Consider the following 25,048-nt stretch of genomic DNA (forward strand, 5'->3'; position numbering starts at 1 on the left):
TTTGGCATGGTTATTTCGTTTTTTTGAATCTAATCGCTAACCAAAAGTAAAACCATTTCTATGGCAAAAAATTCCACCTTCCTCATCGGTCTGGCCGCTGCGGCCGCCGCCGGTGCCGCCCTGGGCCTGTTGATGGCGCCCAAAAAGGGTAGCGAGACCCGCAAAGACATTTCCGACAAAATCGACGAGATCTACGATCATTTGAAAAGCGTAGGACGCAAGGTAAAAAGTCACGCCAGCAACATGCAGGATGACCTGTATGATCTCCGGAACCAGGCAAAGGTCTAATAAAAGGCCGCCGGAATGGCGGCCTTATAACGTCTTCAGGTACTCCAGTACTTCCTTCCTCTCCTTATCCGACAGCTTATCCCCAAAGGTGTGTCCATAGTTCCCATAACCGGGCAAGGTCGTGTTGTACACGGTACTTCCCCCGGGGGCCGCGAACGTATCCACCTTGAACCCGATGTCCTGGTAGTCGTACACGGTTTTCGAACCAAGAAAGCGGCTCCAGTAGGTGGGTCTGTTTTTGCTATCCAACACCGCCTCCAGCGTGGGGACGGACCCGTTGTGGAAGTAGGGGGCGGTGACCCAGATCCCGTCGAGGGGTGGGGCGATATAGCCGTTGAAGGGGGATAGCTGGGCGGGATAAGGACCGCTGGAAAACCAGGAATTATTGAACCAGTCGATAAACTGGGGGTATTGGAAATTACTTTTGTATAAAAAGGAATCCGTACGAACGATCTCTTCAGGGATGAGGAGGTTGGGGTACGCACCCTCCGGTCCATACGTCCCGTGACAATGCGCGCAGAGGGCGGTAAAAATCTCCTTGCCCCGGGCAGCCAGGCCGGCATCCACAGGGTAGGGATACTTGGGTGGTTCCAGCGTCAGCAGCCACGACAGGACGTTCGGGATGTGGCTGTCGACAACGTTCGCCTCCGCGGTGTCTTCCACGGTCAGCAGGTTCGACGCCATCAGGAACTTGCCAAAGTCCCCGCGGCCAAAGCCGTTGTAGAACATCGCGTGCTTTTTCTTGAGGAGCCACCAGGCGGGCACGTCGGTGGGGATGACTTCCGCGGGGATGGACAAAGAAGGCGTATCGCTCCAGTGCAGGGTTCGCGGATCACGGTGGGCGGCCAGCAGGGCGGCCAGGCGGTCGGCGGTATTGACGCCCCTGACACGGGTCACCAGGGACGGGTATACGGTGCCGGTCACCTGGATAAACCGGGCGGCGGCTTCGTAGTGGTCCGAATTTTTGCCATAATAGGCCTTAATAAAGCCGCGCAGGATCTGGGGTTCGGCGTGCAGGTTGTGGGTAAAGTCCTGGTCGGTATTCCCCAAACCGATGATGAGCTTGTCCCCGAAGACCTGGGCATGACACTGCAGACAGTTGGGGACGACCACCATCACCCCGTTGGGGGCCTTGACGGCCGTGAAATTATATGGTATATTGGCGTTTAGGCCGTCCCGGGTGATATAGTGGTGTTTGTCTTTGCCGAGTGCCTTGATAAAGAATTCATAAGGGATGCCGCTGCGGAGGTAGTCGCCTTCTACCACATAGGCATAGCCTAAAGAAGGATCACCCGACCGTTGCTGGCTGGCGGGGATATACACCGGTTTGGGAGAGGGCTCCCGTGCGGATAAAATGAACAAAACACCTGCAATTACGCCCCCTATAACCACGGATCGTTTCATAAATTCAGTATATTCCGTTACTAACGTAATCTACGCAATATGCCGATGTATAACACCTACAGTTTTACTAAATCCGATTTTGCTGCCATGTTGCAGCACATCGTAGACCTGATACCGGACTGGATGTTTCTTTATGATCCCGCCGAAGACCTGGTCGTTTACCACAACTGCAAACACGGATGGATGTTCAGGGCCGGTGCGCCACCGCCCGGCGACGTCCCTATCCGGCTGCGGGAACTGCTGGAGCCCATAGTGGTTCCCCAGGACTGGTCCATACTGGAAAACAACGCCCGGGAACTGCAACAGATGAGCGGGTCCGGCGTTCGCGAGGTTCGTTTCAGGCTCCTTGCCCAGGACATGATCCCGAGGTATCGCTGGTGTTCCTTCCGCCAAAAAGTGTTCTGGCAGGACGAAGGCGGAGGGGTAAAGCTGATCCTTTGTATCAGCAGCGAGATCCGCAGTACGCTTGCAGACCCGCTTTGTTATTCCTAGACCTTTCTTCCTACCTTTGAGGGATGGGTATCTGGAGACAAGTCGCGGAATATCTGTATCTGAAAAAAAAGGATCCGGACGCGCCCCGGGGGATCAACTTCCGGCTCATGCACGGGATGAACCGCATCTCGATCTTTATTTTCCTAATCGTTATTATCGTCCTGTTGGTCAGGCTGGTGCGCTATCTGCTCCACTGAGGTAGCGTACAATGCTCGCTGCCGCGTTCGCGGAAGCGTCCCCACCTTGTTGCAGGATCCGTTTCAACGCGGCGTAGTCTTCCATGATCCGCGCGCGGTACGCCTCGTCCTTCAGCAACTTTTCCAGTTCGGTCCGGACATTGGCGGCATTCATGTCCCCCTGGATCAATTCCTTGACGACCGGTTTGTCCATGATGAGGTTGACCAGCGATATGTACTTGACCTTGATCAGCCGCTTGGCGATTTCGTAAGAGACCTGGCTGCCCTTATAACAAACCACTTCGGGGACTCCGAAAAGCGCGGTTTCCAGGGTGGCGGTGCCGGACGTGACCAGGGCCGCGCGGGCCTGTCCCAGGAGACCGTAGGTATTGCCGCGGACCGTTTGCACGTCCGGGTAATCTTGTAGTAAGGGCGCATAGTAGGCATCGTCGAGGCTGGGTGCCTGGGCGACGACAAACTGATGATCGGGAAAAGCACGGCTCACTTCCAGCATCACGGGCAGCTTTAAAGCCACTTCCTGGGCCCGGCTGCCCGGTAATAAAGCGACGATGGGTTTCCCGCCGGCATGGTCCGCCGCCTGCCGTTGGGCGGCTTCCACGACCTCCACGAGAGGATGCCCCACGTATTCCACTTCGTACCCCCACTTGTGGTAAAATTCCTTTTCAAAGGGAAGGATGACCAGCATTTTGTCCACGCTTTCCTTGATCCCCTTGACCCTTGATTCCTTCCAGGCCCAGACCTGCGGGGAGATATAGTAGATGACACGGATCCCCTGGGTATGCGCCCAGCGGGCGATGCGGAGGTTAAAGCCCGGGTAGTCGACCAGGATGAGCGCATCGGGTTTGTACGCCAGGACGTCTTCCTTGCACATCCGCAGGTTGCGCAAGATCGTGGGCAGGTTCCGGACGACCTCTACGAAACCCATAAAAGCCAGTTCCTTATAGTGTTTGACCAACACCGCCCCGGCGGCCTCCATCATGTCTCCGCCCCAGCAACGGAATTCCGCCCCGGAATCATGGGCTTTCAGGGCCTTGATCAGGTTGCTGCCGTGTAAGTCCCCGGAGGCTTCCCCGGCAATCAGGTAATAACGCATTTACAGGATGAGTTTGACCAGCAGGGCGGCGATGCCATAGAGGACCGTCGTCACAAAAATGCCTTTGGCCGTCTGGTCCTTACCCGCGTTGATGTACAGGGTGAAAAGAACGGCGTTGGCTAAGAGGGATATGCTGGTGATGGCGGTGATCAGGTTGTGCTGCTCCAGGAGCAGGTTTAGAAATTCGCGGAACGTAAAGAGACGGTACTTCACAAAATAATACACCACAAAACCCAGGATAGGGGCCAGCGCGCCGATGGCCAGGCCCAGACCTACGTGGTCTTGTTTGAAGAACTTGAACCGGTCCTTTTTGATGCTTACAGTTGCCACGCCTTTTCCAGTTGTTGTTTAATGGTATAATTGGTCAGGTCGAATTGTACCGGTACCACGCTCACGTAATTATTTTGCAGGGCCCACACATCGGTATCCGTTCCTTCGTCAAAATTCACAAATTCTCCCGTTAACCAATAATATTTTTTGCCGCGGGGATCGAGCCGCTCGTTAAAATCCTCCTCGTATTTGGCATACGCCTGCCGGCAGACCTTGACCCCCTGTAACAGCTCCATCGGAACGGACGGAATATTGACGTTCAGCGACAGGTGACGGTGGATCTTGTCTTTCAAAACCTTTTCCACGAGCAGGTGGGCGTAGTACCGGGCTGCCGTAAAATCGGCCTCCAGGCTGTAGTCGAGGAGGGAAAATCCCAGGGACGGGATCCCTTCGATGGCGGCTTCGATGGCCGCGCTCATCGTACCCGAATAGATCACGTTGATGGAATGGTTGGGACCATGGTTGATCCCCGACAGGCATATATCCGGTTTACGGTGCAGGACTTTGTCCACCGCCAGTTTCACACAGTCCACCGGGGTACCGCTGCATTGCCAGGCTTCCACCCCTTCCATCAGGGTCACCTGCTCCATCCGGAGCGGGTAGCCGATGGTGATGGCGTGACCCATGCCGGATTGTGGTTTGTCCGGGGCCACAACGACGATTTGCCCCAGGTCTTTGACGGCTTCCACGAGGTTCCGGAGGCCCGGTGCGGTGACGCCATCGTCATTGGTCACCAGGATCACCGGTTTATCGCCTTTCTGCGGCGGTGCTTGTTTTTCCTTAGATTGTGCCATAGTGCAGTTCCTTTGCGCGCGGTAGGCGCCCCGCGCCTCACAAAAATGCCCATTTTACCCCCTTTCGCCAAATTTTTTGTCTTGGAACTAAAAAAGTTAGTATTTTAGCTACTAAACTTAGTACCTACTATGGCCATCGCTGGTAAAAACCTCAAATACCTGCGCAAGCTGCGCGGCTGGACGCAGGAAGAATTTGCGACCCGTTTGGGTATCAAACGATCCCTCTTAGGCGCCTATGAAGAAGAGCGGGCCGAGCCCCGGACCGAAGTCCTGGAGCTCGTCAGCGACATTTTTAAGGTCACGCTGGACGACCTGCTCCGGACCGACATCGGCGACGGATCCGGGGGGAACGGCAATTACCTGTCCAAGCGCCGCCAGCTCAAATTATCCATTCCCGGACAGGCGGTCATTCCGTTCGTACCCCTAAAGGCGGCGGCCGGTTATTTAAACGGGTACGGAGATCCCGAATTTGTCGATGAATTAAATACCTTTACCCTGCCCATGCTGGCCTCGGGGAACTTCCGGGCATTTGAGATTGTGGGTGACTCCATGTTGCCGACCCCCAGCGGCTCCGTGATCGTGGGTGAGAAGGTGGACGACATGGACACCGTAAAAAGTAACCAGGCATATATCGTCGTGTCGAAAACGGAGGGGATCGTCTACAAACGCATCCTCAGGAACAACCGGTCCAGGGCGAAGGTGACCCTCGTCAGCGACAACCCGGTATACGAGCCCTACCAGCTCAACCTGGAGGACATCATGGAGCTCTGGCAGGCCCAGGTGGTGATCACCAAGGTCAGCCCGCAGCAGCGCTACGACGTGACTTCCCTGTCTCACCTGGTGTCCAACCTCCAGGAACAGGTCAGCGCGATTAAGAAGAAGCTGCCCAACGGTTGAAAACCATTGTTGCAAACATGTCATATACTCCTGAAACCGAAAAACCGGTCAAACCCTCTGAAACGATCAATGTCCTGACCATCCTGACTTTTATCGGATGCGCCTACGCCCTTTTCCAGGCATTTGTCGGTTTTTTCAATGCCGAGCACAACTATCATCAACTCGTCGGGATGCAGCAACAGGTGCAGGATGCACCCGGTGTGCTCAAGACCCTGACGGGCCCGGGCATGGTCGAGATCGCCCGGAAAACCTGGGTCAACCGCGTACCCATCTTTCTGCTCTCGCTGCTGGGTATCGGGCTTTGTGCTTCAGGCGCCGCCCTTATGAGGACCGGGAAGAAGCGGGGATTTTATTTCTATCTCGTTGGAGAACTGCTTCCGACGGTTACCAGCCTCGCTTTTATCGGTACCGGTTTTTTAACGGGCATCTTCCTCGTCATCGGGCTGATCATCAGTCTCGTGTTCATTGCGTTGTACGCAAGCCAGTTGAAGACGCTGCGCTAAGGCACCGCCACCTTTTGCGTGATGATCCCGGTCTGGCCGGCCACCTGCAGGACATACACACCGGGGACCAACGGTCCCAGGGTGGACGCCCCATTCTTCAGGTTACCCTGCGTCGCCATCCGCCCGGTCATATCGATCAACCGGTAGTGTTCCGTCGATCCGTTTTGCAGTCTTATCCCCAGGTACCCCTTCCCCAGGAAATAGCTGACCAGTGTCCGGGTAGCCTGGAATGTTGCCGTGACGACATTGCTGTATCCATTGGATGTCTTTTCGGTGGTGTACAACTGCAGCCGGTAATAATTCACGCCGGGTACGGGTGTTTTATCGGTGAACCCGTAGTTGTTCCCGTTACCGCTTGAACCATCCACTGTTCCGATGGTTTGCCAGTTGATGGCGTCGGTGCTGCGCTCGACGTTAAACCACCCGTTTCCGCCCGGAAGGGCCATTTGCCAGGTCACCAGTATATCGCTGGGCGCGGGGGTGGCCTGAACGCCCAGCCAGTCGACGGGCAAAATGATGATCGGCACAAATTCCCAAAGGTCATCGAGATAACCGCTGGTCGTACCGGTCGCGGGATAGCCGTGGCCGCCGAACAGCCAAAGGTCGCCATGACGGTCGACCCAGGCGCCGGGGCTATATCGTCCGCCGGGGTTATTGGCGATGGCTCCGACGCCCAGGGTCCCATACACACCGTCTACAGCGGTCGAGGTAGCCCCGTCCTGCCAGGCCCACAGGCCGGTGGTAATATCATAGGCCCACATGTCCTCCAGATAGCCGGAGCCGCCCGTGGCACCCAATCCTACGCCACCGAAGATGACGATATTCCCGTTGATGGTTTGTTTCCAGTTCGCGACGGCGACCCGGCCGCCCGGTTTATTGGCGGCTGCCGCGACATATTCCGTTCCGTAAACACCGTTGCTGTTGGTGGTATTGTCGCCGGATACCCAGGTCCATTGCCCGGTGCTGATATTGAATTCCCAAAGGTCGTTGAAAAAGAGGTTCAAGACCGCGGCCGTGGTCCCTGTTCCCCCGCCAAACATCCAAAGGTTGCCGCCATTGTCCACGATGCTCGACCCCCCGTATCGTGCCCCGGGGGTATTGGCCGCGGCAGCGGTGCCCTTTGTGCCATAGACACCCGCGGATGCCGCAGCATTACTCCCGCTCATCCAGGTCCACGTTCCCGCCGTAGGGTTGAATTTCCAAAGGTCGTTCAGATAGCCATTGGCCCCCGTGGCAGGCATCCCTCCGCCCCCGAAAAGCCAGAGGTTGCCGGAAAGATCTATCCAGGTCGTTGACTCGAAACGGCCGCCGGGGACATTGGTGGTTGCCGCGGTACCCTTGGTGCCATACGTCCCGTTCTGGCTGGACGTGTTGCTTCCGCTGACCCAGGTCCACGTTCCCGCCGTAGGGTTGTATTTCCAGAGATCGTTATACCAGATCGAGACGGCGGCGCTGCCGGCCGTCGTGCCATAGCCGCCTCCGAAAAGCCACAGGTTGCCGCTCGCATCCACCCAGGTATTGGCTCCGTAACGGGCGCCGGGAATATTGGCGGTACTTCCCACATTTTTGGTCCCATAAGTGGCCGCCGCTCCGATTCCATTGGTGCCACCCATCCAGGTCCACCGGTTGGTGGCGCTGTCATATTCCCAAAAGTCGTTGAGGAATCCGGGAGCGCCCGCGGCGTCATAGCCCCAGCCGCCAAACATCCAGAAATGGCCGTTCCCGTCCGTCCAGGAGGACGGGTTATAACGTCCTCCCGGCTTGTTTGTGGTGGCGGCGACCCCTAGCGTGCCGTACACGCCGGCCACGTTGAGGGTATTGTCTCCATTGATCCAGACCCATTCGTTCGTGGTTTGGGCGGTAGCCTTTGCGCCCAGGAGTACGGGCAGCAAAAGCAGCAGAGGGGTTTTCATTTTCATGGGATACGGGGTAATGATTGCAATGCCCCTCAAAGTAATAAGGAATGATTACTATTGATACAATAGGGCGCGCACTTCCACGTATACCGACGATAAAAAGGTGTAGCCGATGACGTAGGGTTATGACAGGTGGATGATGTCCTGGTTGACGATGGCGAACAGCTGGTCCCCTTTTTTGGCGGCGACCCTTGCTGTGCCTGTAAAGCGGCCGAAGGCAGGGAGAATCGCATAGTTTCGGCCGAAGTAGTAGCAGGGAAAACGAAGGGCTTGCTTCCCGGCACCCACCAGGGTTACCGCCGGGTGCAGATGGCCGGTGAAGAGGTAGCCGCTCTTCGGTTGTTCTTCCGGGGGGTGATGGTTGAACGACAGCCCGCCGCGTTCCCAAGTCCCCTCGTGCACCTCAATATTCGCGTCCGTATACCACGTATCCTCCAGAATATCGTGGTTACCGCGCACGAGATGGATCTCCAGTGCACTGAGGTCGCCCCGCCACTTGCGGAAAAGTTCCAGCTCTTTGTTATCCCTGCTGTGGAACAGGTCGCCCACGACGATCAACTGCTCTGCCCTGAAGAATTGCACCAGGTGGACCAGCCTCGCCAGGTCTTCCCTATACACTGCCTGTGGGACCGCTATGCCTTCTTTACGAAAGTGACCCGTTTTGCCCAGGTGACAGTCCGACACCAGGATCGCCTTTTCCGATTCCCAGAAGATTGCCCGTTGGGGCGTCAGCCACAGTGTTTGCCCGGCAATTTGATAATGTGTCAATCCCTTCATACCTATCTTTCTAACTGGACCTGCATGCGTTTGATCCGGTCTTCCAGTTTTTCGGAAGTGAGCTCCTCCCGCATGCTGTCCACTTTCACGGGGAAACAGAAGGGCGTCAACCGGTCCGGAAAGGTACACACGATCCGGCTCTCCGCAATGCGCTGGAGCGCGGCGCGCAACCGCCCCTCCTCCATTTCCTGGTCCATGACTTCCTGGAACGCCTGTTTCAGCAACAGGTGCCCCGGGTCGTATTCCGCGAACACGTTGAACAACAAGCCCGCCGAGGATTGCAGATGTCTCGCCTTTTTGTGTTCTCCCGGATACCCTTGAAAAATCAACCCGCTGATGACCGAAATATCCCGGAACTTCCGCCGCGCCATCTCCACCGAATTCACGCTTTTCTGGATGTCCATAAAAAGGTTCTCCAGGGAAAAAAGCTCATACACATTGCTGTCGTCCACCGGGATCGGCTGATCGCTCAGAAGCTCAAAGCCATAGTCGTTCATCGCGATGGAGAACGTAATGGGCCTGATCTGCGCGATCCGGTACGCCATCAGTGCGCTCATGGCCTGGTGCACCAGCCGCCCCTCGAACGGGAAAACGAAAAGATGAAACCCGTCCTCGGTCTCGATCTGTTCGACCAGCAACTCGTTGTCCATCGGGATGTGCGAGAGCGTCTGCTGTAGCTCAAACAACGATTGCAACGCATCCAGCTCCACGCTCGGCGGGTACACCCCCGGCGTACGCGTACGCCTCCCCGCCTCGTGAAACTTCCGCCTCAGCATGATCCCCAGGTTCGCCGACAACGGCATCCGCCCCCCGTTCCAGCTCGGTACCAACGCCTTTTTCGCCGTGGACTTCCGCACCAGCACCGCCATATCCTTGATCATGACAAACTCCAGGATCCTGCCCGCCAGCGTAAACGTATCCCCCGGGCTCAGCCGCGATATGAAATACTCTTCGATCACCCCCACATACCCCCCGCTCACAAACCGCACCTTCAACATCGCATCGCTCACAATCGTGCCGATGTGCAACCGGTGCCGCATGGCGATCCGTCTCGACGTGATCCGGTACACCCCCGCCTCGTCCACGATGACTTTTTTAAACTCGTCGTATTGCTGGAGCGCCGAACCACCCGTGACGATAAACGACAAAAGCTGCCCGAAGTCCTCTATGGTCAATGCCTGATAGCAATAGGTTCCGCTTACCTCCTTCCAAACCTCCTCCGGTCGGAAACCTTCCCCAATCGCCAGCGTACACAAATACTGAATCAACACGTCATAACACAACAGCCGCGGCTCCCGGTTCTCCACCATCTCTTCCGCGATCGCATCCTTTAACGCCGCCGCCTCCACCAACTCAAGCGAATGCGTCGGCAGGAAATGGATCACACTCGTCGCCCCCGGCTGGTGCCCGCTCCGGCCCGCCCTTTGCAGAAAACGCGCCACCCCTTTCGGAGACCCCACCTGTACCACCGTATCCACAGGCCGGAAGTCCACCCCCAGGTCCAGGCTCGCCGTCGTCACCACCGCCTTCAACCGCCCCGTATGCAACGCCTCCTCCACCCAGTTCCGCAGCTCCATTTCGATGCTCCCATGATGCAGCGCCAGCACCCCCGCCAGCCCCGGGTCCGTATCCAGCAACACCTGATACCACCGCTCGGCCATGCCCCGGGTATTGATAAAGACCAGCGTCGTCCCCCCCTCTTCGATGATCGGCACCACCTTGTCCGCCATCCGGATGCCCAGGTGCCCCGCCCACGGATATTTTTCGATCTCGTCCGGGAGGATCGAGAGGATTTTTATCTTTTTTGCCAGGTCCGCCCGGATGATCCGGTCCGTTTCTTCCGGATGCGGTAACAGGACGCGCATGGCTTCTTCCAGGTTGCCGATGGTGGCGCTGATGCCCCAGACTTGCACGTCCCCCCGGAGCCCCCGCAGCCGCGACAACCCCAGCTCCACCTGCACCCCCCGCTTGCTGCCCAGCAGCTCGTGCCACTCGTCCACCGCCACGATCCGCAGGCTCTTGAAGATCGCAGGGTGCCCCTTCTGCGCCAGCATCAGGTGCAGGCTTTCGGGGGTCGTCACCAGGATGTCCGGGAGGTGTTTCATCTGTCGCGCCCGCTCCTGCGGGTCCGTGTCTCCGTTCCGGATACCTACGGTCCAGGGGATGTTTAATTCCGCCAGCGCCTCCTCCATGGCCCGGCCAATGTCCTTGGCCAGCGCCCGCAAGGGGGAGATCCACAGCAGGCGGAGGCTCCCAGGGGCTTTGCTTTTAAAATCCTTTGGATGCTCGTTGATGTACTGGATCAGCGCGCCTAGAAATACGGAGTATGTTTTTCCATACCCCGTGGGTGCGTTCACCAAACCCGAATGACCCCTGTCGATCTCCGCCCAGGTTTCCTCCTGGAAGGCAAAGGGCTTCCTGCCGGAGGCGGAGAGCCAGTCCAGGATGAGGCGGTAACCGGGAGATGAGGGGAAGTTCATAATTGAGACCACAAAGTTCGGTGGTTTTTGCCGCCGGATTGGGTCTCAAAAAATCGGGTTATAATCTATTGATAATGAAATGTATGTATTTATATCCGGCCAGATCTATGCTTTTAAACCCACTTATGGCTGAAAATAAAAAGTTCTATTGCCAGCCATAACTAGGTTCTTTAATCCACTTATGGCTGGAGATAAATAACAGAGAACCGGGTATACCTCCTCTGTCCAGCGGATGCCGATTATTATAGCATGTCCCTATAATGAGGGATTTATATGATGAAAAATTAATTGTGAGCACTCGATGGTTGAACATATTTCGATCATTGTATTAGTTCTAGTACAAATGAGGCGCACATGGAAAAGAATATGCCTTCCGATTATAGGGACATAGTGGCGGCTCTTAAAGAGAAGATCAAAAGGGCAAGGAGTGCGGCTGCGTACACTTTAAACGGACAACTATTGGCCATTTACCGTGACATTGGATTGGTCATCGCGGACCAGGAACAAAAGGATGGGTGGGGTGCAAAGGTCGTGGAACGGCTGTCCAAAGACCTTCTAACAGAGTTCCCGGACATGAAGGGGCTCAGACCCCGAAACTTGAGGTACATGAGGGATTTTGCTTTAGCCTACCCCCATTTTCCAATTTTGCAAACCAGTGTTGCAAAATTAGAAATGAGTAATGGAGAGGAAAATGCAACCGTCTCAATTTTGCAAAGTGAGTTTGCAAAATTGACTTGGTCCCACCATATCTTATTGTTAGACAAGATTAAAGAGCCAGAAATTCGGGTGTTTTATATCCGGAAAACGATAGAAATGGGTTGGACACGGGAGGAGATGGTCCGTCAGATAGAGGGAGGGTTACATAAAAGGCAAGGGCAAATAATCCACAACTTTGCTCAAACAACAGATGACTACGAGCAGATTACGCAGGTTTTTAAAGACCCATATCAATTCGATTTTATATGTTTGGCACAAGAGGCCAAGGAACGTGATGTAGAACACGCATTACTTTCCCAGTTGACAAAATTTCTGTTAGAGCTTGGTCAGTCGTTTGCATTTATGGGGCGGCAATTTAGGATGACCTTGGGGGAAAAGGAGTATTTTATCGACCTCCTGTTCTACCATACCAAGCTCAAACGCTATATAGTTATAGAGCTAAAAAACGAGGAATTCAGGCCGGAACACATTGGTAAGATGAGTTTCTATTTGACGCTTGCCGATGAACAGTTAAAGGATGAACGTGATGGGAAAAGTATCGGTCTTATTTTGTGCAAGACCAAGGACGGCCTGGTGGCGGAATATGCATTGCGAGATACCGGGAAGGCTATTGGAATTTCCCAATATCGTCTCAACGAAAAACTACCGGAAGAAGTAAAACAGGAATTGCCCAGCCTTAAAGACATCGAACGCAACATGGCAGCCGAATTAAATGAATTAGATCAGCCTATTCGGGAAAAAATGGACGAGCTTTTACAAAAGCTGAATTCCATAAAAAAGGCAGGAGATGAACCGGAGGCGCCGAGCCAGTCCAGGATAACGCGGTAACCGGGGGGTGAGGGGGGACATAGTTGTTGCTAGAAAGTTCGGTATATTTATTTATGCGTCGCCTCTTATTCTTCCTTTTCGTAATGACCGCATGCCATTACCTTCCCACCGGCCTGACTCAATGGGAGTTTTGCAAAATTTACCGGGACTCCTTGTCGGCGCGACGTCCTGGCGTAGCGTTTACAGTGACAGACGACTCGACGATCGTGTCCAGGGACAACGGCAGGAACAGTCAATACAGCATCGACAATGCCTACAAAGAATACCAGGCGCACCCGGGGGAACTGAAAGAGATCCTGCACCGCTACCTTGCCGCCTCTGCCAGTTTGCAAAATCCGGACCGGGACAAAAAGAAGGAAAACATTGTGCCTATCGTCAAGCCCCTTGTTTTCCTTGACGAGGTGAAGATCCAGGAGGCGCAGGCGGGTGCCACAAAGCCCATGGACATGGTATACGATGTCTATAACCGGGACCTGGTCATCTTGTATGCCTTCAACGGCGACGCCGATATCCAGTACATGTCAGGCGACGACCTCAAGAAACTTGGGATTCCAAGGGATTCCCTGCGTGCGCTGGCGTTACGGAACCTGTCTGCCCACCTGGATAGTATTCAGCTCCATGAAAATGAGGGTGTGTATATGCCAACCGCTGGAGGTAACTATGAAGCCAGTATCCTTCTGCTCGGGTGGTTTTGGAACAAGCAGAACCTCCCGGTCAAGGGGGACTTCGTCATCGCCGTTCCCAGCCGGGACGTTTTGTTGATAACGGGCAGCGGTGAAAAAGACGGCGTGAAGAAACTCCGGGAGTTTGTGGAAAAGATGTCGACCAGTGTTACCTATCCCATTTCCGACAGCCTTTATCGCTGGGATGGGAAAACGTTTGTACCAATGGATTAAACTCTTATTATTGCCTCTGTTTAATCGATTGATAATGAATTTGTTGGTTTTGTCTTCAGCCAAATCTGTGTTTTTACCCCACTTATGGCTGGCAATACTTTTTATGAACAAGGTTTAAGCGGTGCTACCCCCTGCCCCATACATCCTCAACATCCCCTTCAAATCCTCCAACGTATTAATCTCCGAAACCGGCTTATCCTTCCGCCACCGCAGCATGCGGGGAAACCGGAGGGCAACGCCTGACTTATGGCGATTAGACGCCGCAATCCCCTCGAACCCGATCTCAAAAACGAGCTCCGGCGGCACCGTCCGCACGGGCCCGAATTTCTCGCGGGCGTTGCGCTTCACCCAGGCGTCGACCTCGGCGATTTCGGCGTCGGTAAGCCCGGAATAGGCCTTGGTGAAGGTCACGAGTTGATCCCCGGACCGCACCGCAAAAGTATAGTCGGTGTAGAGGTTACTCCTGCGTCCATGCCCCTTCATGGCGTAGACCATGACGGCGTCGATGGTGAGGGGATCGATCTTCCACTTCCACCAGTCGCCGCGTTTGCGGCCGGCCTGGTAGACGGAGGCCTTTCGTTTGAGCATGACGCCCTCGGCGTGTTGGTCGCGGGAGTCCTCCCGGAGACGGGCGAGGTCTTCCCAGGTATTAAAAAAAATGACTGGGGACAACCGCAGGCTCGGGTGGTTGACGAGTGCGACGATGGATTCGAGCCGGGCACGTCGTTCCTCCATGGGGCGTTCCCGGTAGTCTTCTCCCTCGTATTCGAGGAGGTCGTAGGCGACAAAAACGACGGGGGCCTCCTGGAGTTGTTTGCGGGTGACGTTCTTTCGCCCGATGCGCGTCTGGAGGCTGCTAAAGGGGAGGGGCAGGCCCTGGTCGAAGGCGAGGATCTCACCGTCGAGGACGGTGGAGGGGGGCAGCTTGCCCAGGAGCGGATCGTATTCGGGGAACTTACCGTTGAGGAGCTCTTCGCCCCGGCTCCAGACAAAGAGTTCGCCGCCCCGGTGGATGAGCTGTCCGCGGATGCCGTCCCATTTCCATTCGGCCTGCCAGTCCGTGGGGGAGCCTAAGCTGGAAGGGGCGTCTTCCAGCGCATAGGCGAGGTAAAACGGGTAAGGTTTTGACATATCCTGGCGGGCGGTGCTTTCGTGTACGAGGGCGTCAAACGAGGTTGTAAAGGGATCCCAGTTGCCGCTGATGAGGTGGAGGAGTTTGTCGGGTTCCAGGTCGAGGGCGGCGGCCAAGGCGTTGACCATGGTGCGCTGCGAAACGCCGATGCGGAAACCGCCGGTGATGAGTTTGTTGAAGACAAAACGTTCCTCGCGGTTGAAGTTTCTCCAGGCTTCGAGGACAAACGACTTTTTGTCTTCGTCGGGTGCGTCCCGGAGGGCGTTGAGCCGTTCGATATAATAAAATAGCGGCTGGGCCAAAACGGCCGTCCCTGGTGTGTCAGGCACCAGCAGGGCCAGCGTTTCGGCCAGGTCGCCCACGGTCGAATATGATTCTTCAAAAAGCCACGGGGGCAGGTTGAGCAGTTCGATACACCAGGCCTGTAGCAGTCCTGACGATATGGCGCGCCTTGGCCTCCGGCCGCTGAAGAGGGCGATGACCCAGACCTTGTCCCGGTCCCCGGCGGTTTTGAAGTACCGGGAGAGGGCGTCCAGCTTGTCGTTGGTCTTGGTGGCGGAGCCGAGTTCGGTGACGAGGGTAGCGAAGGTGCGCATGGGTTAGGGATTTAGGGTTGGGGGCGTTGTCCCGGGGCCGGCGTCGGGGGTTGGGGCTGCAGCCCCACCGCTCGCGGCCGTGCCCTCCTCTTCGTCGCCATAGGCGGTCTGCAATTCTGCCGCGACGAGCCCTTCGCGCTCCACGAGGTACCGGCTAAACGCTGATTGAAACCCGTGGGTCACCAGCACCTGTTCCGCCCCGGTGGCCCGTACGGCCGTAAGCAACCCGTCCCAGTCGGCATGATCGCTCAGCACAAACCCCGCGTCGGCATTGCGCCGCCGGACATTCCCCCGGACCTGCATCCAGCCGCTGAAAATGCCGAGGGAATAAGGAATGAACCGGCGGAGCCAGGGGGAGTCGTCGGAAGAAGGAGGCGCGATGACAACCTGGCCTTTGAAGCGTTCTTTGGGAGTTTCGGGGGTGATCCACTCGACGGGAGGAACCGCAACACCAGCAGCCCGGAGTGCCTCCTGGACGTTGTATACGGCCCCGTGCGCAAAAAGCGGCATGGAGAGCTGTTGGATCAGCCGCTGGGCCTTGCCCAGGCTATAGGCATACAGGACGGTGGTCAGGCCCTCCGCGCGGTTGCGGCCGATCCAGTCTTCAACGGCAGAAAAGACCTGTGATTGCGGCTGCCACCGGTAAATCGGCAACCCAAAGGTGGACTCGGTGATAAACGTATGACACCGTATGGGCTCAAACACCCCGGACAGCCCGTCGTTTTCGAGCTTGTAGTCCCCGCTAACGACCCAGACCTCCCCCTTGTATTCCACGCGGACCTGGGAGGACCCAATGACGTGACCTGCGGGATGGAGGGATACGGACACGCCATTCATAAGCACCGGCGAGCCCCAAGCAACCGCCTGGCAGGAAACAGGCCCGAGCCGGAGGCGCAAAAGGGGCTCGGACAGGGTATGACACAGGTAGTGTGCGCTCCCTGGCCGGGCGTGGTCGCTGTGGGCGTGGGTGATGACGGCCCTGGGCACGGGTTTCCAGGGATCGATATAGAAATCCCCCCGTGCGCAAAAAAGCCCCCGGTCGGAATATTCGATAAGCGGCATAGCCGAATTTACTGCAATCTGGCGACAGCGCCGTTCTGGCGCCGGAGGACGTAGACGTGCTTGTTCTCGAAGTAGTCGGGAACGGCGGATCCGGGTGTGAGGAACACGGGTTTGATGAGGTAGGGGGTATAGGTCTGGAACCAGGCGTCTCCCGCATGGGACATCAAGGTATTCCCATAGCGGAGGAGCAGGTTGGCAAACAGGTAGGTGCTTTCGTAGCCCCGGAAAGCCATATCCCCGGGTTTGGTCCGGGTCAGGGCGATAAACCGCTGGGTGAGGCTGAAGCTGGCGCCGCTGTCGATGTCCGGGTTGAGGAAGGGGGAGGTGTAGAGATACGGCATGTTTTTCAGCTCGGGGGACTCCAGGGTGCGGTTGCCTTCCCAGGTGGGCATGCCGATCAGGGTCATCGGGTAGGTGTCCGAGAGGGCGGTGCAGGCGCGTACCAGGCTGATCCCAAACGCATCGTCCAAACTCCCGCAGACGATCACGGCGTAGCGGTTGCTGTCCAGGTAGGGCAGCAGGGTGGCGGCGCTAAGGGTGTCGCTGGTCATCACGGTCTGTATGGGAAGCAGGTTGTCGTTGAGCTGTTTGAAATACCCTTCCAGCTTATCTTCCATGGGACCGGGTTTTCGGATGTACAGGATCTGGTGGGTGGGGTGGTTGACCCGGATAAAATGATAGATCGTTTCGCAGTGGGTAAAGATCGTCGGGTTGAGGACGCACACAAAAGGATTGGCGGTGACGCCCCCTTCGTTGGGCCAGGTGGCGGATATGAAGGGAATGCTGCGCATCCTTGCAAACGCCGCCAGGGTTTGGTAGTCGCCACCGCTGACGCTCGCGATGATCAATTGTACGGAGTCCAGCTGGTGGGTTTCGATGAGGTGGGGGATGGCCTGGGCAGCGGAACGGATGTCGTAAAAGGTGCATTGGAGGCGTGCCCCCCCGGTTTGGAGGGTATCCAGGGCCAGGCGCGCACCCTCGGCAAATTCCAGACCGCTGAAGGCAAAGCGGGGGGATTGTTTGCCCAGCTTGTACGCACCGGAAGCGTCAAACGCGGAGTCCAGGTACAAGGGGGCGAGTACGGCGACGGCGTACGATTTGGTTTGGGCAGACGCCCTGGGGCCGACCACAGCCAGCAGCAGGGTAAGGATGATGATCCAACGGCTCATATTATTCCCATTCGATGGTAGCGGGGGGCTTTGAGCTAATATCGTATACCACGCGGTTGATCCCCCGCACTTCGTTGATAATCTCGTTGGACACCTTGGCCAGAAAGTCATAAGGCAAGTGTGCCCAGTCGGCCGTCATCCCGTCCACAGACGTCACTGCCCTCAGCGCGACCGTAAATTCGTAGGTCCGTTCGTCTCCCATGACACCGACGCTCTTTACCGGCAGGAGGATGGCGCCTGCCTGCCAGACGCTGTCGTACAAACCACTCTCCCTCAGGGACCGGGTATAGACGGCGTCAGCATCCTGCAATAACCGTACCTTATCTTCGGTGACCTCGCCCAGAATGCGGATGGCCAGCCCGGGGCCGGGAAAAGGATGGCGGAACAAAAGCTCACGGGGGATACCCAGCTCCAGACCGACCTTGCGGACCTCGTCCTTAAACAGGAAGCGCAGGGGTTCCACCAGCTCCAGGTGCATGCGGTCGGGAAGACCGCCTACGTTGTGGTGCGACTTGATGGTGACCGAGGGGCCATGTACGGACACGGATTCGATCACGTCCGGGTAAATGGTGCCCTGTCCCAGGAGACCAATCCCATCTATATGTTTTGCTTCCGCTTCGAATACTTCGATAAAAAGGCCCCCTATTATTTTCCTCTTCTCCTCGGGACTTACCTTACCCGCCAGCCGGGTATAAAAAAGATTCTTCGCATCTACTCCCTTTACATTCAATCCGAGTTGCTTGTAGGTGTCCAGCACCTGCTGGAATTCGTTTTTGCGCAGGACCCCGTTGTCGACGAAAATACCGTACAACCTGTCCCCGATCGCCTGGTGGATCAGGGTAGCCGCGACCGTAGAGTCCACGCCTCCGCTCAGCGCCATGATGACTTTGCGGGAGCCGATCTGCTGACGAAGATGTTCCACGGTTTCGTGGACAAAACTCGCCGGCGTCCAGTCACCGTGACAGCCGCAGATGTTATACAGGAAATTCCGCAATATTTTTTTGCCCTCCACCGAGTGATACACTTCGGGGTGGAACTGGAGACCATATAAGGTGTGGGGCGTGTTCAGGGCTTTGAACGCGGCTACCGGGATGGATTCCGTGGTTGCCAGGACCTCGAACCCGTCGGGCAGCGCGAGAATCGTATCTCCGTGGCTCATCCACACCTGGGAGGTCGTGGATACCTCTTTTAAGAGCGCGTCTTCGGGGTGCGCGGTGTTGGAAAGGATGGCCCTGCCAAATTCCCTTTTGTCTGACTTCGCTACCCTGCCGCCATAGCGTTTGGCGGTCAGTTGCGCACCATAACAAACACCCAAAACCGGTATTTGTTGTACAATATTGGCTACATCCAGGTCGGGGCTTTCCGGATCATTGACGGAAAAAGGGCTCCCCGAAAGAATCACCCCTTTTATCGCCGGGTCGGGTTGTACCCCTTTGTGGAAAGGCAGGATCTCGCAGTAGACGTTGCATTCGCGGACAGCCCGGGCGATGAGTTGGGTGTATTGGGAGCCAAAGTCAAGTATCAGGATTTTTTCTGTCATGGTGGTGCAAAAGTATGAAGAATCTCTATCTTAGTCCACGAAAAGGGCGCCACAGGCGCCCTGCCCGAAGGGCCATTATTAGCGGTGTTGCGACGGCGGCCTAAATTGGCCGCTTAGGTCGCCGCCGCAACTCAAAATGCACGTCAAATGAAACGCCTCCTCGCCGCCTTATCGCTTGTTGTCCTTGCCTCCTGTCATTTCGGCCCCTACCACGTCGTCCGGGGGAACGGGAGCGTCCAGAAAGAGGAACGCAAGGTGGGGGAATTCAAGCGGGTGGACGTCCGGGGTTTTTTTAACGTCTATGTGACCCAGGGGAGCGACTACAAAGTGGAGCTGGAGGGCGAAAGCAACCTCCTTCAATACATCACTACCCGGGTCGACGGCAACCGGCTGATCATTTCCACCGAAAACGCGGTTGACCTGACGACCAACAACGACCTGAACGCCTATGTCACTTTGCCGGAAACCGACGAGGTCGTCCTGTCCGGATCGGGCAATATTATTTCACAGAATACCCTTTCCTCCCCGAACCCCATGTCCTTCAGCCTGAATGGAAGCGGGGACGTCAAGGTAGCGGTCGACGCCCCGAAAGTCGAAACCAGCCTGGCCGGGTCGGGGAAACTCGCCCTGAGCGGACAGACCCGCGACCTGAAGGTGGACATTGCCGGGAGCGGTACTTTCTCCGGGGATTCCCTAAAGTCCGAGAACGGGAAAGTATCCATCATGGGGTCGGGGAGCGCCTACATTTTCTCCAGCGTCTCCCTGGATGTAACGATCGGGGGCAGCGGGGATGTGTATTACTGGGGGGATCCTTCCATTTCCCAGCACGTGTACGGGTCAGGGTCGCTAAACAAGCGCTAGTTTACCCGGTACACCGGGTACCGCAGGTGCTCCGGTTCATACCATTGGGAATGTTTGTACACAAAGTCCAGTTGGGCTGCCCCGTTAGCGGCAAAAGCAGGGTCGGCCTGGCGCTTTTTGTCCAGTGCCTCGCGGATGTCCGGGTGTGCCTGTAGATAGGCCCCTGCCACGTCCTCCAGACGGTAGGCGCTATAACCCTCTTTTTCCTGCAAAATGGCGTCGAAAAAGTTCCAGGAGAAATACGAATCGTCCCCGGTGGGCTCCAACATTTCCACGGCAAAACGGTCGGTGGGGTAACCCATGGGAACCCAGTAATCGCCTTTACGGAAATGCAGGGTTTGGGTCATCACCGACACCTTCACATCCGTATTGCGGTGGTGGCGTTCGAACACGCGGGGGGCCGCTTTATAGCCATCGATATGATAAGCGTCGACGGTGATCGTCGTGTCTTGTGTCAGCGGCCGGAGGGGAACCCCGTTGAGCGCCAGCAGGTCGGTCACGCTGTGCCAGCCCTGGGGGATGACGTACGCCCGGGGTTTGGTGACAGAATCGATGCCGGTGAAATAATCGAAATAGTCGACCGTACGCTCATACGGACGGCTATGGTCATAATACAACCGGGGCAGGCCGCTGACGTCGCTCGGTTTGCGGTCGGCGGTATACCCCTTGAAGTCCACGGTGTCCCAGCGTGTGGAATCGGGGTGCCAGGCCAGCGCAAAACGTTCCTGCATCCCGATGGCTTTGCGGTCCGCGGCCCGGCTGGCAATGATGTCCCGGCCGTAATGCCCTGCCTCCCGGATCATGACCGTCATCAACCGGTAGGTTGACCGGACCCGGTTTGCAAAGGGTTTGAGCATGTGGGTTTCGGGCATGAACCCTATGGTCTGGAAAAGGGCTGCATACCCCGTCGAGTAGCGCGGGGAGTCATAAAACGCATCCCAGCCCCGGTCGGGGTTGGCGTCCTCGAAATTCACATAGGGGGTCATCTGGTCACCCTCGTTCTTCATGTCCCGGAAAAGGGCGGGGAGATACACGTCGTGTAAGAACCGCCCGGCCGCCCCGCCCAGCTTGTCGTGCTGGGTGGGTAAGAGGGTCATGGTATGCTGGTAGTCGGCCCCGTCGCTGACGTGGTTGTCGACCAGGATGTGCGGATCCACGTAGTGGAAGATGCGGGCAAAACCAACGGCGTTGCGGCTGTCACACTTGGTAAAGTCCCGGTTGAGGTCCAGGTTCTGGGCGTTGCCCCGGAAGCCATAAGCCAGGGGACCGTTTTGGTTGACCCTGGACCAGGAGCCGCGGTCCAGGCTTCCCCCGATATTGTATAAGGGAATGATCGCGAGCCCCACGTTGTCGGGGATATGGGCCTTGCCCTGGAGGATGTCCCTCAGGAGCATCATCGACGCATCCACGCCGTCAGGTTCCCCGGGGTGGATGCCGTTATTGATCAGGATTACCACTTTCCCGGCCTTGTGCCAGGCGGCGGGATCGGCGCTTCCATCGTTTGCATACAGCAGCAGGTGGAGCGGGTAGCCGGCATCGGTAGGCCCCATGGTCTTCAGATGCACCCGGGTAGGGTAACGGGCGGCCAGCTCCTTATAGTAGGCGATACAGCTATCATAGGTCGTTGTGGCAAGGCCGTTCGACCGTTCGAAGGAAGTGACCTGGGCGCTGGCGGTGCCGCAAAGGAGCAGGAATGCAAGCAAATGTCTCATACGTAAAAATTAGAGCCGGCCACGGGCCGGCTGGCCGAAGGCCCATAGTTAGCGGATTTTTGTGTCCGCCGTAAATTGTCAGTTACGGCGGACACAAAAATCAAAAGTCCCGAATTTTTCGGGACTTCCAAATAACTTATACGTGAGCGGCTTCTCCTTACGCGATCTTGTTGACGCGGATGGCGAGCTTGCTCTTCAGGTTGGATGCCTTGTTCTTATGGATGATGCCGTTCTTCGCCATCTTGTCGATCATGGCGATCACCTCGGGCAGTTTCCCCGCGGCGGCAGCTTTATCCGTGACAGCCTTCAGGTCCCGGATCGCGTTACGGGTGGTTTTACCCTGATAGCGATTCTTTTCCCTGCGCTTGGCGGCCTGACGTACGTCTTTTTTTGTTGCCTGATGATTAGCCATGAGTCACTATTATTTTTTGTCCGGTAAATTTAGGAGGGCAAAGGTAGGCGTTTTCGGTAAAAGAACAAGCCCCGGCCGGAGAAAAATAATATAATCTGGTTTCACCCCCCGGCGTTATGACAGAATTTTGACCGATATTTGCAAGGCCAAACGCGTAGCCGTTTGTCTCTTAACTTATGTTAAGCTGTTGGTTAACAACAGTATATACCAATTTCTCATGCAAGACTTTTCGTACATTACACAGTCGCACCCGGCCTATGTGGAAGGGCTCTATCAGCAGTACGCCAAAGATCCCCAGAGTGTCGATCCGGAGTTCAGAAAATTTTTTGAAGGTTTTGATTTTGCCGTATCCACCGGGGCTCCTGCCGCCCCCGCCCTCAATGGCAAGGCGCCCGGCGCCCTCGACAAGGAATTTGCCGTATACCAGCTCATCCTGGCCTACCGGAAAAAAGGCCACCTGGTCGCCAAGACCAACCCCATCCGCGAGCGCAAGGACCGGCACGCCAACCTGGACCTCAAGTACTTCGGGCTCAGCGAATCGGACCTCTCTACCGAATTTGAAGCAGGCCGGTTTATCAACCTGGGGCGAGCCACCTTGCAATCGATTGTGGCCTTCCTCAAAAAGGTCTACACCGGTTCGATCGGGATCGAGTTCACGTATATCAACGACCAGGAACAACTGGACTGGATGACCAAGGCGGTGGAAACCGACCTGCAGCAGCCCGTGCCCCTCGACCAGAAGCGCCGGATCATGGAAAAGCTCAACGAAGGCGTGATCTTCGAAAAGTTTCTTCATACCAAATATATCGGTCAGAAGCGTTTTGGCCTGGAAGGAGGCGAGAGCACGATTCCCGCCATGGACGCCATCATCCATACGGCGGCGGAAAACGACGTGCAGGAAGTGGTGATCGGGATGGCGCACCGCGGCCGTCTGAACATCCTGGCCAATATCATGGGGAAAACCTATGAGCAGATCTTTAGCGAATTCGAAGGCCAGGTGCCCACGGACTCGACCATGGGCAGCGGGGACGTAAAATATCACCTGGGTTTCCGGGGTGAGTATACCAACGGGGGCGAGAAAAAGGTCAACCTCCAGCTTTGCCCCAACCCCTCCCACCTGGAGGTCGTCGACCCCGTGGTGGCGGGTTTTTCCCGGTCCAAGGCCGACATCCTGTACGACAGCGACTTTGACAAAATACTGCCCATCCTGATCCATGGCGACGCCGCCGTGGCCGGGCAAGGGGTCATCTACGAACTCCTCCAGATGTGGAACCTGAGGGGCTACTATGTCGGGGGCACGCTTCACTTCGTCATCAACAACCAGATCGGTTTTACCACCGACTTTGACGACGCCCGCAGCGCCGATTATTGTACCTCTATCGCGTCCATGGTCAAGGCGCCCGTCCTCCACGTCAACGGCGACGACGCCGAGGCCGTGGTCAAGGCGTCCACGCTGGCCACCCTTTTCCGTCAAAAGTTTAACAAGGACATTTTCCTGGACATGGTGTGCTACCGCCGCCACGGCCACAACGAAGGGGACGAGCCCAAGTTCACCCAGCCCCAGCTCTACGCCCTGATCGACAAACACCCGGACCCCCGCGAAGTGTATACGCAATACCTCCTCGCGAACGGTGAAGCCGACGCCAAAGACCTGGCGAAGGAAATGGAAAAGCAATTCTGGGACGAGCTGCAAAAACGCCTCGACGAGATCAAGCAGCACCCCAAACCCTATACGTTCCAAAAACCCGAGTTGGAATGGCAGGCCCTGAGAAAGGCCCAGCCCGCCGATTTCGAACAATCCCCGGACACCGCCATCGCCGAGGAACAGTTCCGCGCCCTGTTCAAAGGGATCATGCAATGGCCAGCGGAATTCAAACCCCTGAAAAAGGTCGAAAAGCTCCTCCAGGACAAGATCAAGCTGTTCGAAACCGAAGGCAAGGTCGACTGGGCCACGGGTGAGCTCCTCGCCTACGGCAGCCTGCTGGTCGAGCAAAAAGACGTCCGTCTCAGCGGTGAAGACGTCAAAAGGGGCACCTTCTCCCACCGTCACGCGGTGATCTATGACGAAAACACCAATGCGGAATACAACCGCCTGGGGCACCTCCAGGACAACCAGGGGGCTTTCCGGATTTATAATTCCCTCCTGAGCGAATTTGCCGTCCTCGGTTTCGAGTTCGGATACGCGCTCGGCAGCCCCAACGCCCTGGTGCTTTGGGAAGCCCAGTACGGAGACTTTGTCAACGGTGCCCAAACCGTCATCGACCAATACGTGACCAGCGCCGAACAAAAGTGGACGACCCAGAACGGGATGGTCATGTTATTGCCCCACGGGTACGAAGGCGGGGGACCGGACCATTCCAGTGCGCGGATGGAACGCTTTCTACAAAGCTGTGCGGAATACAACATGGTCGTCACGAACATCACGACGTCCGCCAACTTTTTCCATGCCCTCCGGCGCCAGCTCACCTGGCCGTTCCGCAAACCCATGGTGAACTTCGCCCCCAAGGCCAACCTCCGGCACCCCGGTTCCTATTCCACCATGGATGAATTTCTGAAAGGTGGTTTCCGGGAAGTGCTCGACGACTCCTTTGTGAAAAAAGCAGACGTGAAAAAAGTACTGCTTTGCAGCGGAAAGATCTATTTCGAACTCCTGGAAAGACAACAGAAGGACAAGCGCCGGGACGTGGCTGTCGTCCGTCTCGAACAACTATATCCGCTGCCCTACCGTCAGCTCGAAGCGCTGTACAAGCAGTACGCCAAAGCGACCTGGTTCTGGGTACAGGAAGAGCCGCTCAACATGGGCGCCGCTTCCTTCCTGCAGATGAACCTCAAGGGGATCCCCTTCGGCGTCATCAGCCGCCAGGCCAGCGCATCCACGGCTACCGGTTACGGCAAGGTGCACAACAAGGAACAGGCAGAGATCATCGACACGGCTTTCAATATTTAAGTGTA

General features: G+C 56.5%; 22 protein-coding genes. 9 read left to right on the forward strand and 13 right to left on the reverse strand.

Going from position 1 to position 25,048, the window contains the following annotated elements; genetic code table 11:
• Positions 1–60 precede the first annotated feature (60 nt).
• The gene (locus EDB95_RS07815) at positions 61–288 is read left to right on the forward strand and encodes a YtxH domain-containing protein (protein WP_133992335.1); all 228 of its coding nucleotides are present in this window, start codon (positions 61–63) and stop codon (positions 286–288) included.
• A 24-nt stretch (positions 289–312) separates the two neighbouring features.
• Here the strand turns inward: EDB95_RS07815 and EDB95_RS07820 are convergent, their stop codons facing one another.
• On the reverse strand, positions 313–1,692 hold the full coding sequence (locus EDB95_RS07820) for a c-type cytochrome (protein ID WP_133992337.1): 1,380 nt from the start codon (positions 1,690–1,692) through the stop codon (positions 313–315).
• Between the two features lie 39 nt (positions 1,693–1,731).
• Here EDB95_RS07820 and EDB95_RS07825 point away from each other — a divergent pair, with 39 nt between their 5' ends.
• Together EDB95_RS07825 and EDB95_RS27245 are read left to right on the forward strand one after the other, a co-directional pair.
• On the forward strand, positions 1,732–2,184 hold the full coding sequence (locus tag EDB95_RS07825) for a hypothetical protein (protein ID WP_133992339.1): 453 nt from the start codon (positions 1,732–1,734) through the stop codon (positions 2,182–2,184).
• Between the two features lie 23 nt (positions 2,185–2,207).
• Positions 2,208–2,381 (forward strand): DUF6728 family protein, encoded by a 174-nt coding sequence (locus EDB95_RS27245; RefSeq protein WP_162852514.1) that lies wholly within the window; start codon positions 2,208–2,210, stop codon positions 2,379–2,381.
• Here EDB95_RS27245 and lpxB read toward each other — a convergent pair.
• The 3 genes from lpxB to surE are packed head-to-tail and all read right to left on the reverse strand — an operon-like array spanning position 2,353 to position 4,598.
• Entirely contained in the window at positions 2,353–3,474 is a 1,122-nt protein-coding gene (gene lpxB / locus EDB95_RS07830; RefSeq protein WP_133992341.1) for a lipid-A-disaccharide synthase, read from the reverse strand. The two genes, EDB95_RS27245 and lpxB, sit on opposite strands and share 29 nt — an antisense overlap.
• A complete protein-coding gene (locus EDB95_RS27250) occupies positions 3,475–3,804 on the reverse strand; it encodes a hypothetical protein (protein ID WP_162852515.1) in 330 nt (109 codons plus the stop codon).
• Complete coding sequence (surE, locus tag EDB95_RS07840; RefSeq protein ID WP_133992345.1) at positions 3,792–4,598, reverse strand: 5'/3'-nucleotidase SurE; 807 nt, start codon at positions 4,596–4,598, stop codon at positions 3,792–3,794. The genes EDB95_RS27250 and surE overlap by 13 nt, the downstream gene beginning before the upstream one ends.
• A 129-nt stretch (positions 4,599–4,727) precedes the next feature.
• Here surE and EDB95_RS07845 point away from each other — a divergent pair, with 129 nt between their 5' ends.
• Positions 4,728–5,495: an XRE family transcriptional regulator gene (locus EDB95_RS07845; protein WP_133992347.1), complete on the forward strand. Its 768-nt coding sequence runs from the start codon at positions 4,728–4,730 to the stop codon at positions 5,493–5,495.
• A gap of 17 nt (positions 5,496–5,512) precedes the next feature.
• Positions 5,513–5,998: a hypothetical protein gene (locus tag EDB95_RS07850; RefSeq protein WP_133992349.1), complete on the forward strand. Its 486-nt coding sequence runs from the start codon at positions 5,513–5,515 to the stop codon at positions 5,996–5,998.
• Here the strand turns inward: EDB95_RS07850 and EDB95_RS07855 are convergent.
• From EDB95_RS07855 to EDB95_RS07865, 3 genes are all read right to left on the reverse strand, one after another.
• Positions 5,995–7,911 (reverse strand): kelch repeat-containing protein, encoded by a 1,917-nt coding sequence (locus tag EDB95_RS07855; protein WP_162852516.1) that lies wholly within the window; start codon positions 7,909–7,911, stop codon positions 5,995–5,997. The two genes, EDB95_RS07850 and EDB95_RS07855, sit on opposite strands and share 4 nt — an antisense overlap.
• A 126-nt stretch (positions 7,912–8,037) precedes the next feature.
• A complete protein-coding gene (pdeM, locus tag EDB95_RS07860) occupies positions 8,038–8,691 on the reverse strand; it encodes a ligase-associated DNA damage response endonuclease PdeM (protein ID WP_133992353.1) in 654 nt (217 codons plus the stop codon).
• Positions 8,692–8,693: 2 nt separating this feature from the next.
• Complete coding sequence (locus EDB95_RS07865; protein ID WP_133992355.1) at positions 8,694–11,171, reverse strand: ligase-associated DNA damage response DEXH box helicase; 2,478 nt, start codon at positions 11,169–11,171, stop codon at positions 8,694–8,696.
• Positions 11,172–11,525: 354 nt separating this feature from the next.
• Between EDB95_RS07865 and EDB95_RS07870 the strand changes: the two genes are divergently transcribed.
• Entirely contained in the window at positions 11,526–12,716 is a 1,191-nt protein-coding gene (locus EDB95_RS07870; protein ID WP_133992357.1) for a PDDEXK nuclease domain-containing protein, read from the forward strand.
• Positions 12,717–12,769: 53 nt separating this feature from the next.
• A complete protein-coding gene (locus EDB95_RS07875; protein ID WP_133992359.1) occupies positions 12,770–13,612 on the forward strand; it encodes a DUF1444 family protein in 843 nt (280 codons plus the stop codon).
• Between the two features lie 114 nt (positions 13,613–13,726).
• Here the strand turns inward: EDB95_RS07875 and EDB95_RS07880 are convergent, their stop codons facing one another.
• The 4 genes from EDB95_RS07880 to guaA are packed head-to-tail and all read right to left on the reverse strand — an operon-like array spanning position 13,727 to position 19,111.
• Entirely contained in the window at positions 13,727–15,340 is a 1,614-nt protein-coding gene (locus tag EDB95_RS07880) for an ATP-dependent DNA ligase (RefSeq protein WP_133992361.1), read from the reverse strand.
• A 3-nt stretch (positions 15,341–15,343) separates the two neighbouring features.
• A complete protein-coding gene (locus EDB95_RS07885) occupies positions 15,344–16,402 on the reverse strand; it encodes a ligase-associated DNA damage response exonuclease (protein WP_133992363.1) in 1,059 nt (352 codons plus the stop codon).
• An 8-nt stretch (positions 16,403–16,410) separates the two neighbouring features.
• A complete protein-coding gene (locus EDB95_RS07890) occupies positions 16,411–17,571 on the reverse strand; it encodes an ABC transporter substrate-binding protein (protein WP_162852517.1) in 1,161 nt (386 codons plus the stop codon).
• Between the two features lies 1 nt (position 17,572).
• On the reverse strand, positions 17,573–19,111 hold the full coding sequence (gene guaA / locus EDB95_RS07895; RefSeq protein WP_133992367.1) for a glutamine-hydrolyzing GMP synthase: 1,539 nt from the start codon (positions 19,109–19,111) through the stop codon (positions 17,573–17,575).
• A 147-nt stretch (positions 19,112–19,258) separates the two neighbouring features.
• Here guaA and EDB95_RS07900 point away from each other — a divergent pair, with 147 nt between their 5' ends.
• Positions 19,259–19,972, forward strand: a complete 714-nt coding sequence (locus tag EDB95_RS07900; RefSeq protein ID WP_133992369.1) for a head GIN domain-containing protein — start codon at positions 19,259–19,261, stop codon at positions 19,970–19,972.
• Here the strand turns inward: EDB95_RS07900 and EDB95_RS07905 are convergent.
• Together EDB95_RS07905 and rpsT are read right to left on the reverse strand one after the other, a co-directional pair.
• On the reverse strand, positions 19,969–21,684 hold the full coding sequence (locus EDB95_RS07905; RefSeq protein ID WP_133992371.1) for a M14 family metallopeptidase: 1,716 nt from the start codon (positions 21,682–21,684) through the stop codon (positions 19,969–19,971). The genes EDB95_RS07900 and EDB95_RS07905 overlap by 4 nt on opposite strands.
• A gap of 157 nt (positions 21,685–21,841) precedes the next feature.
• Positions 21,842–22,096, reverse strand: a complete 255-nt coding sequence (rpsT, locus tag EDB95_RS07910) for a 30S ribosomal protein S20 (protein ID WP_133992373.1) — start codon at positions 22,094–22,096, stop codon at positions 21,842–21,844.
• Positions 22,097–22,313: 217 nt separating this feature from the next.
• Between rpsT and EDB95_RS07915 the strand changes: the two genes are divergently transcribed.
• Positions 22,314–25,043, forward strand: a complete 2,730-nt coding sequence (locus EDB95_RS07915; RefSeq protein ID WP_133992375.1) for a 2-oxoglutarate dehydrogenase E1 component — start codon at positions 22,314–22,316, stop codon at positions 25,041–25,043.
• Positions 25,044–25,048 lie beyond the last annotated feature (5 nt).

Source organism: Dinghuibacter silviterrae, from assembly GCF_004366355.1.
GTDB classification, from domain to species: Bacteria; Bacteroidota; Bacteroidia; order Chitinophagales; family Chitinophagaceae; genus Dinghuibacter; species Dinghuibacter silviterrae.

What these genes read in the sequence shown, in the direction of transcription:
- EDB95_RS07815 (WP_133992335.1), top strand. Translation starts at nt 61, where the DNA reads ATGGCAAAAAATTCCACCTTCCTCATCGGTCTGGCCGCTGCGGCCGCC.
- EDB95_RS07820 (WP_133992337.1), bottom strand. Translation starts at nt 1,692, where the DNA reads ATGAAACGATCCGTGGTTATAGGGGGCGTAATTGCAGGTGTTTTGTTC.
- EDB95_RS07825 (WP_133992339.1), top strand. Translation starts at nt 1,732, where the DNA reads ATGCCGATGTATAACACCTACAGTTTTACTAAATCCGATTTTGCTGCC.
- EDB95_RS27245 (WP_162852514.1), top strand. Translation starts at nt 2,208, where the DNA reads ATGGGTATCTGGAGACAAGTCGCGGAATATCTGTATCTGAAAAAAAAG.
- lpxB (WP_133992341.1), bottom strand. Translation starts at nt 3,474, where the DNA reads ATGCGTTATTACCTGATTGCCGGGGAAGCCTCCGGGGACTTACACGGC.
- surE (WP_133992345.1), bottom strand. Translation starts at nt 4,598, where the DNA reads ATGGCACAATCTAAGGAAAAACAAGCACCGCCGCAGAAAGGCGATAAA.
- EDB95_RS07845 (WP_133992347.1), top strand. Translation starts at nt 4,728, where the DNA reads ATGGCCATCGCTGGTAAAAACCTCAAATACCTGCGCAAGCTGCGCGGC.
- EDB95_RS07850 (WP_133992349.1), top strand. Translation starts at nt 5,513, where the DNA reads ATGTCATATACTCCTGAAACCGAAAAACCGGTCAAACCCTCTGAAACG.
- EDB95_RS07855 (WP_162852516.1), bottom strand. Translation starts at nt 7,911, where the DNA reads ATGAAAACCCCTCTGCTGCTTTTGCTGCCCGTACTCCTGGGCGCAAAG.
- pdeM (WP_133992353.1), bottom strand. Translation starts at nt 8,691, where the DNA reads ATGAAGGGATTGACACATTATCAAATTGCCGGGCAAACACTGTGGCTG.
- EDB95_RS07865 (WP_133992355.1), bottom strand. Translation starts at nt 11,171, where the DNA reads ATGAACTTCCCCTCATCTCCCGGTTACCGCCTCATCCTGGACTGGCTC.
- EDB95_RS07870 (WP_133992357.1), top strand. Translation starts at nt 11,526, where the DNA reads ATGGAAAAGAATATGCCTTCCGATTATAGGGACATAGTGGCGGCTCTT.
- EDB95_RS07875 (WP_133992359.1), top strand. Translation starts at nt 12,770, where the DNA reads ATGCGTCGCCTCTTATTCTTCCTTTTCGTAATGACCGCATGCCATTAC.
- EDB95_RS07880 (WP_133992361.1), bottom strand. Translation starts at nt 15,340, where the DNA reads ATGCGCACCTTCGCTACCCTCGTCACCGAACTCGGCTCCGCCACCAAG.
- EDB95_RS07885 (WP_133992363.1), bottom strand. Translation starts at nt 16,402, where the DNA reads ATGCCGCTTATCGAATATTCCGACCGGGGGCTTTTTTGCGCACGGGGG.
- EDB95_RS07890 (WP_162852517.1), bottom strand. Translation starts at nt 17,571, where the DNA reads ATGAGCCGTTGGATCATCATCCTTACCCTGCTGCTGGCTGTGGTCGGC.
- guaA (WP_133992367.1), bottom strand. Translation starts at nt 19,111, where the DNA reads ATGACAGAAAAAATCCTGATACTTGACTTTGGCTCCCAATACACCCAA.
- EDB95_RS07900 (WP_133992369.1), top strand. Translation starts at nt 19,259, where the DNA reads ATGAAACGCCTCCTCGCCGCCTTATCGCTTGTTGTCCTTGCCTCCTGT.
- EDB95_RS07905 (WP_133992371.1), bottom strand. Translation starts at nt 21,684, where the DNA reads ATGAGACATTTGCTTGCATTCCTGCTCCTTTGCGGCACCGCCAGCGCC.
- rpsT (WP_133992373.1), bottom strand. Translation starts at nt 22,096, where the DNA reads ATGGCTAATCATCAGGCAACAAAAAAAGACGTACGTCAGGCCGCCAAG.
- EDB95_RS07915 (WP_133992375.1), top strand. Translation starts at nt 22,314, where the DNA reads ATGCAAGACTTTTCGTACATTACACAGTCGCACCCGGCCTATGTGGAA.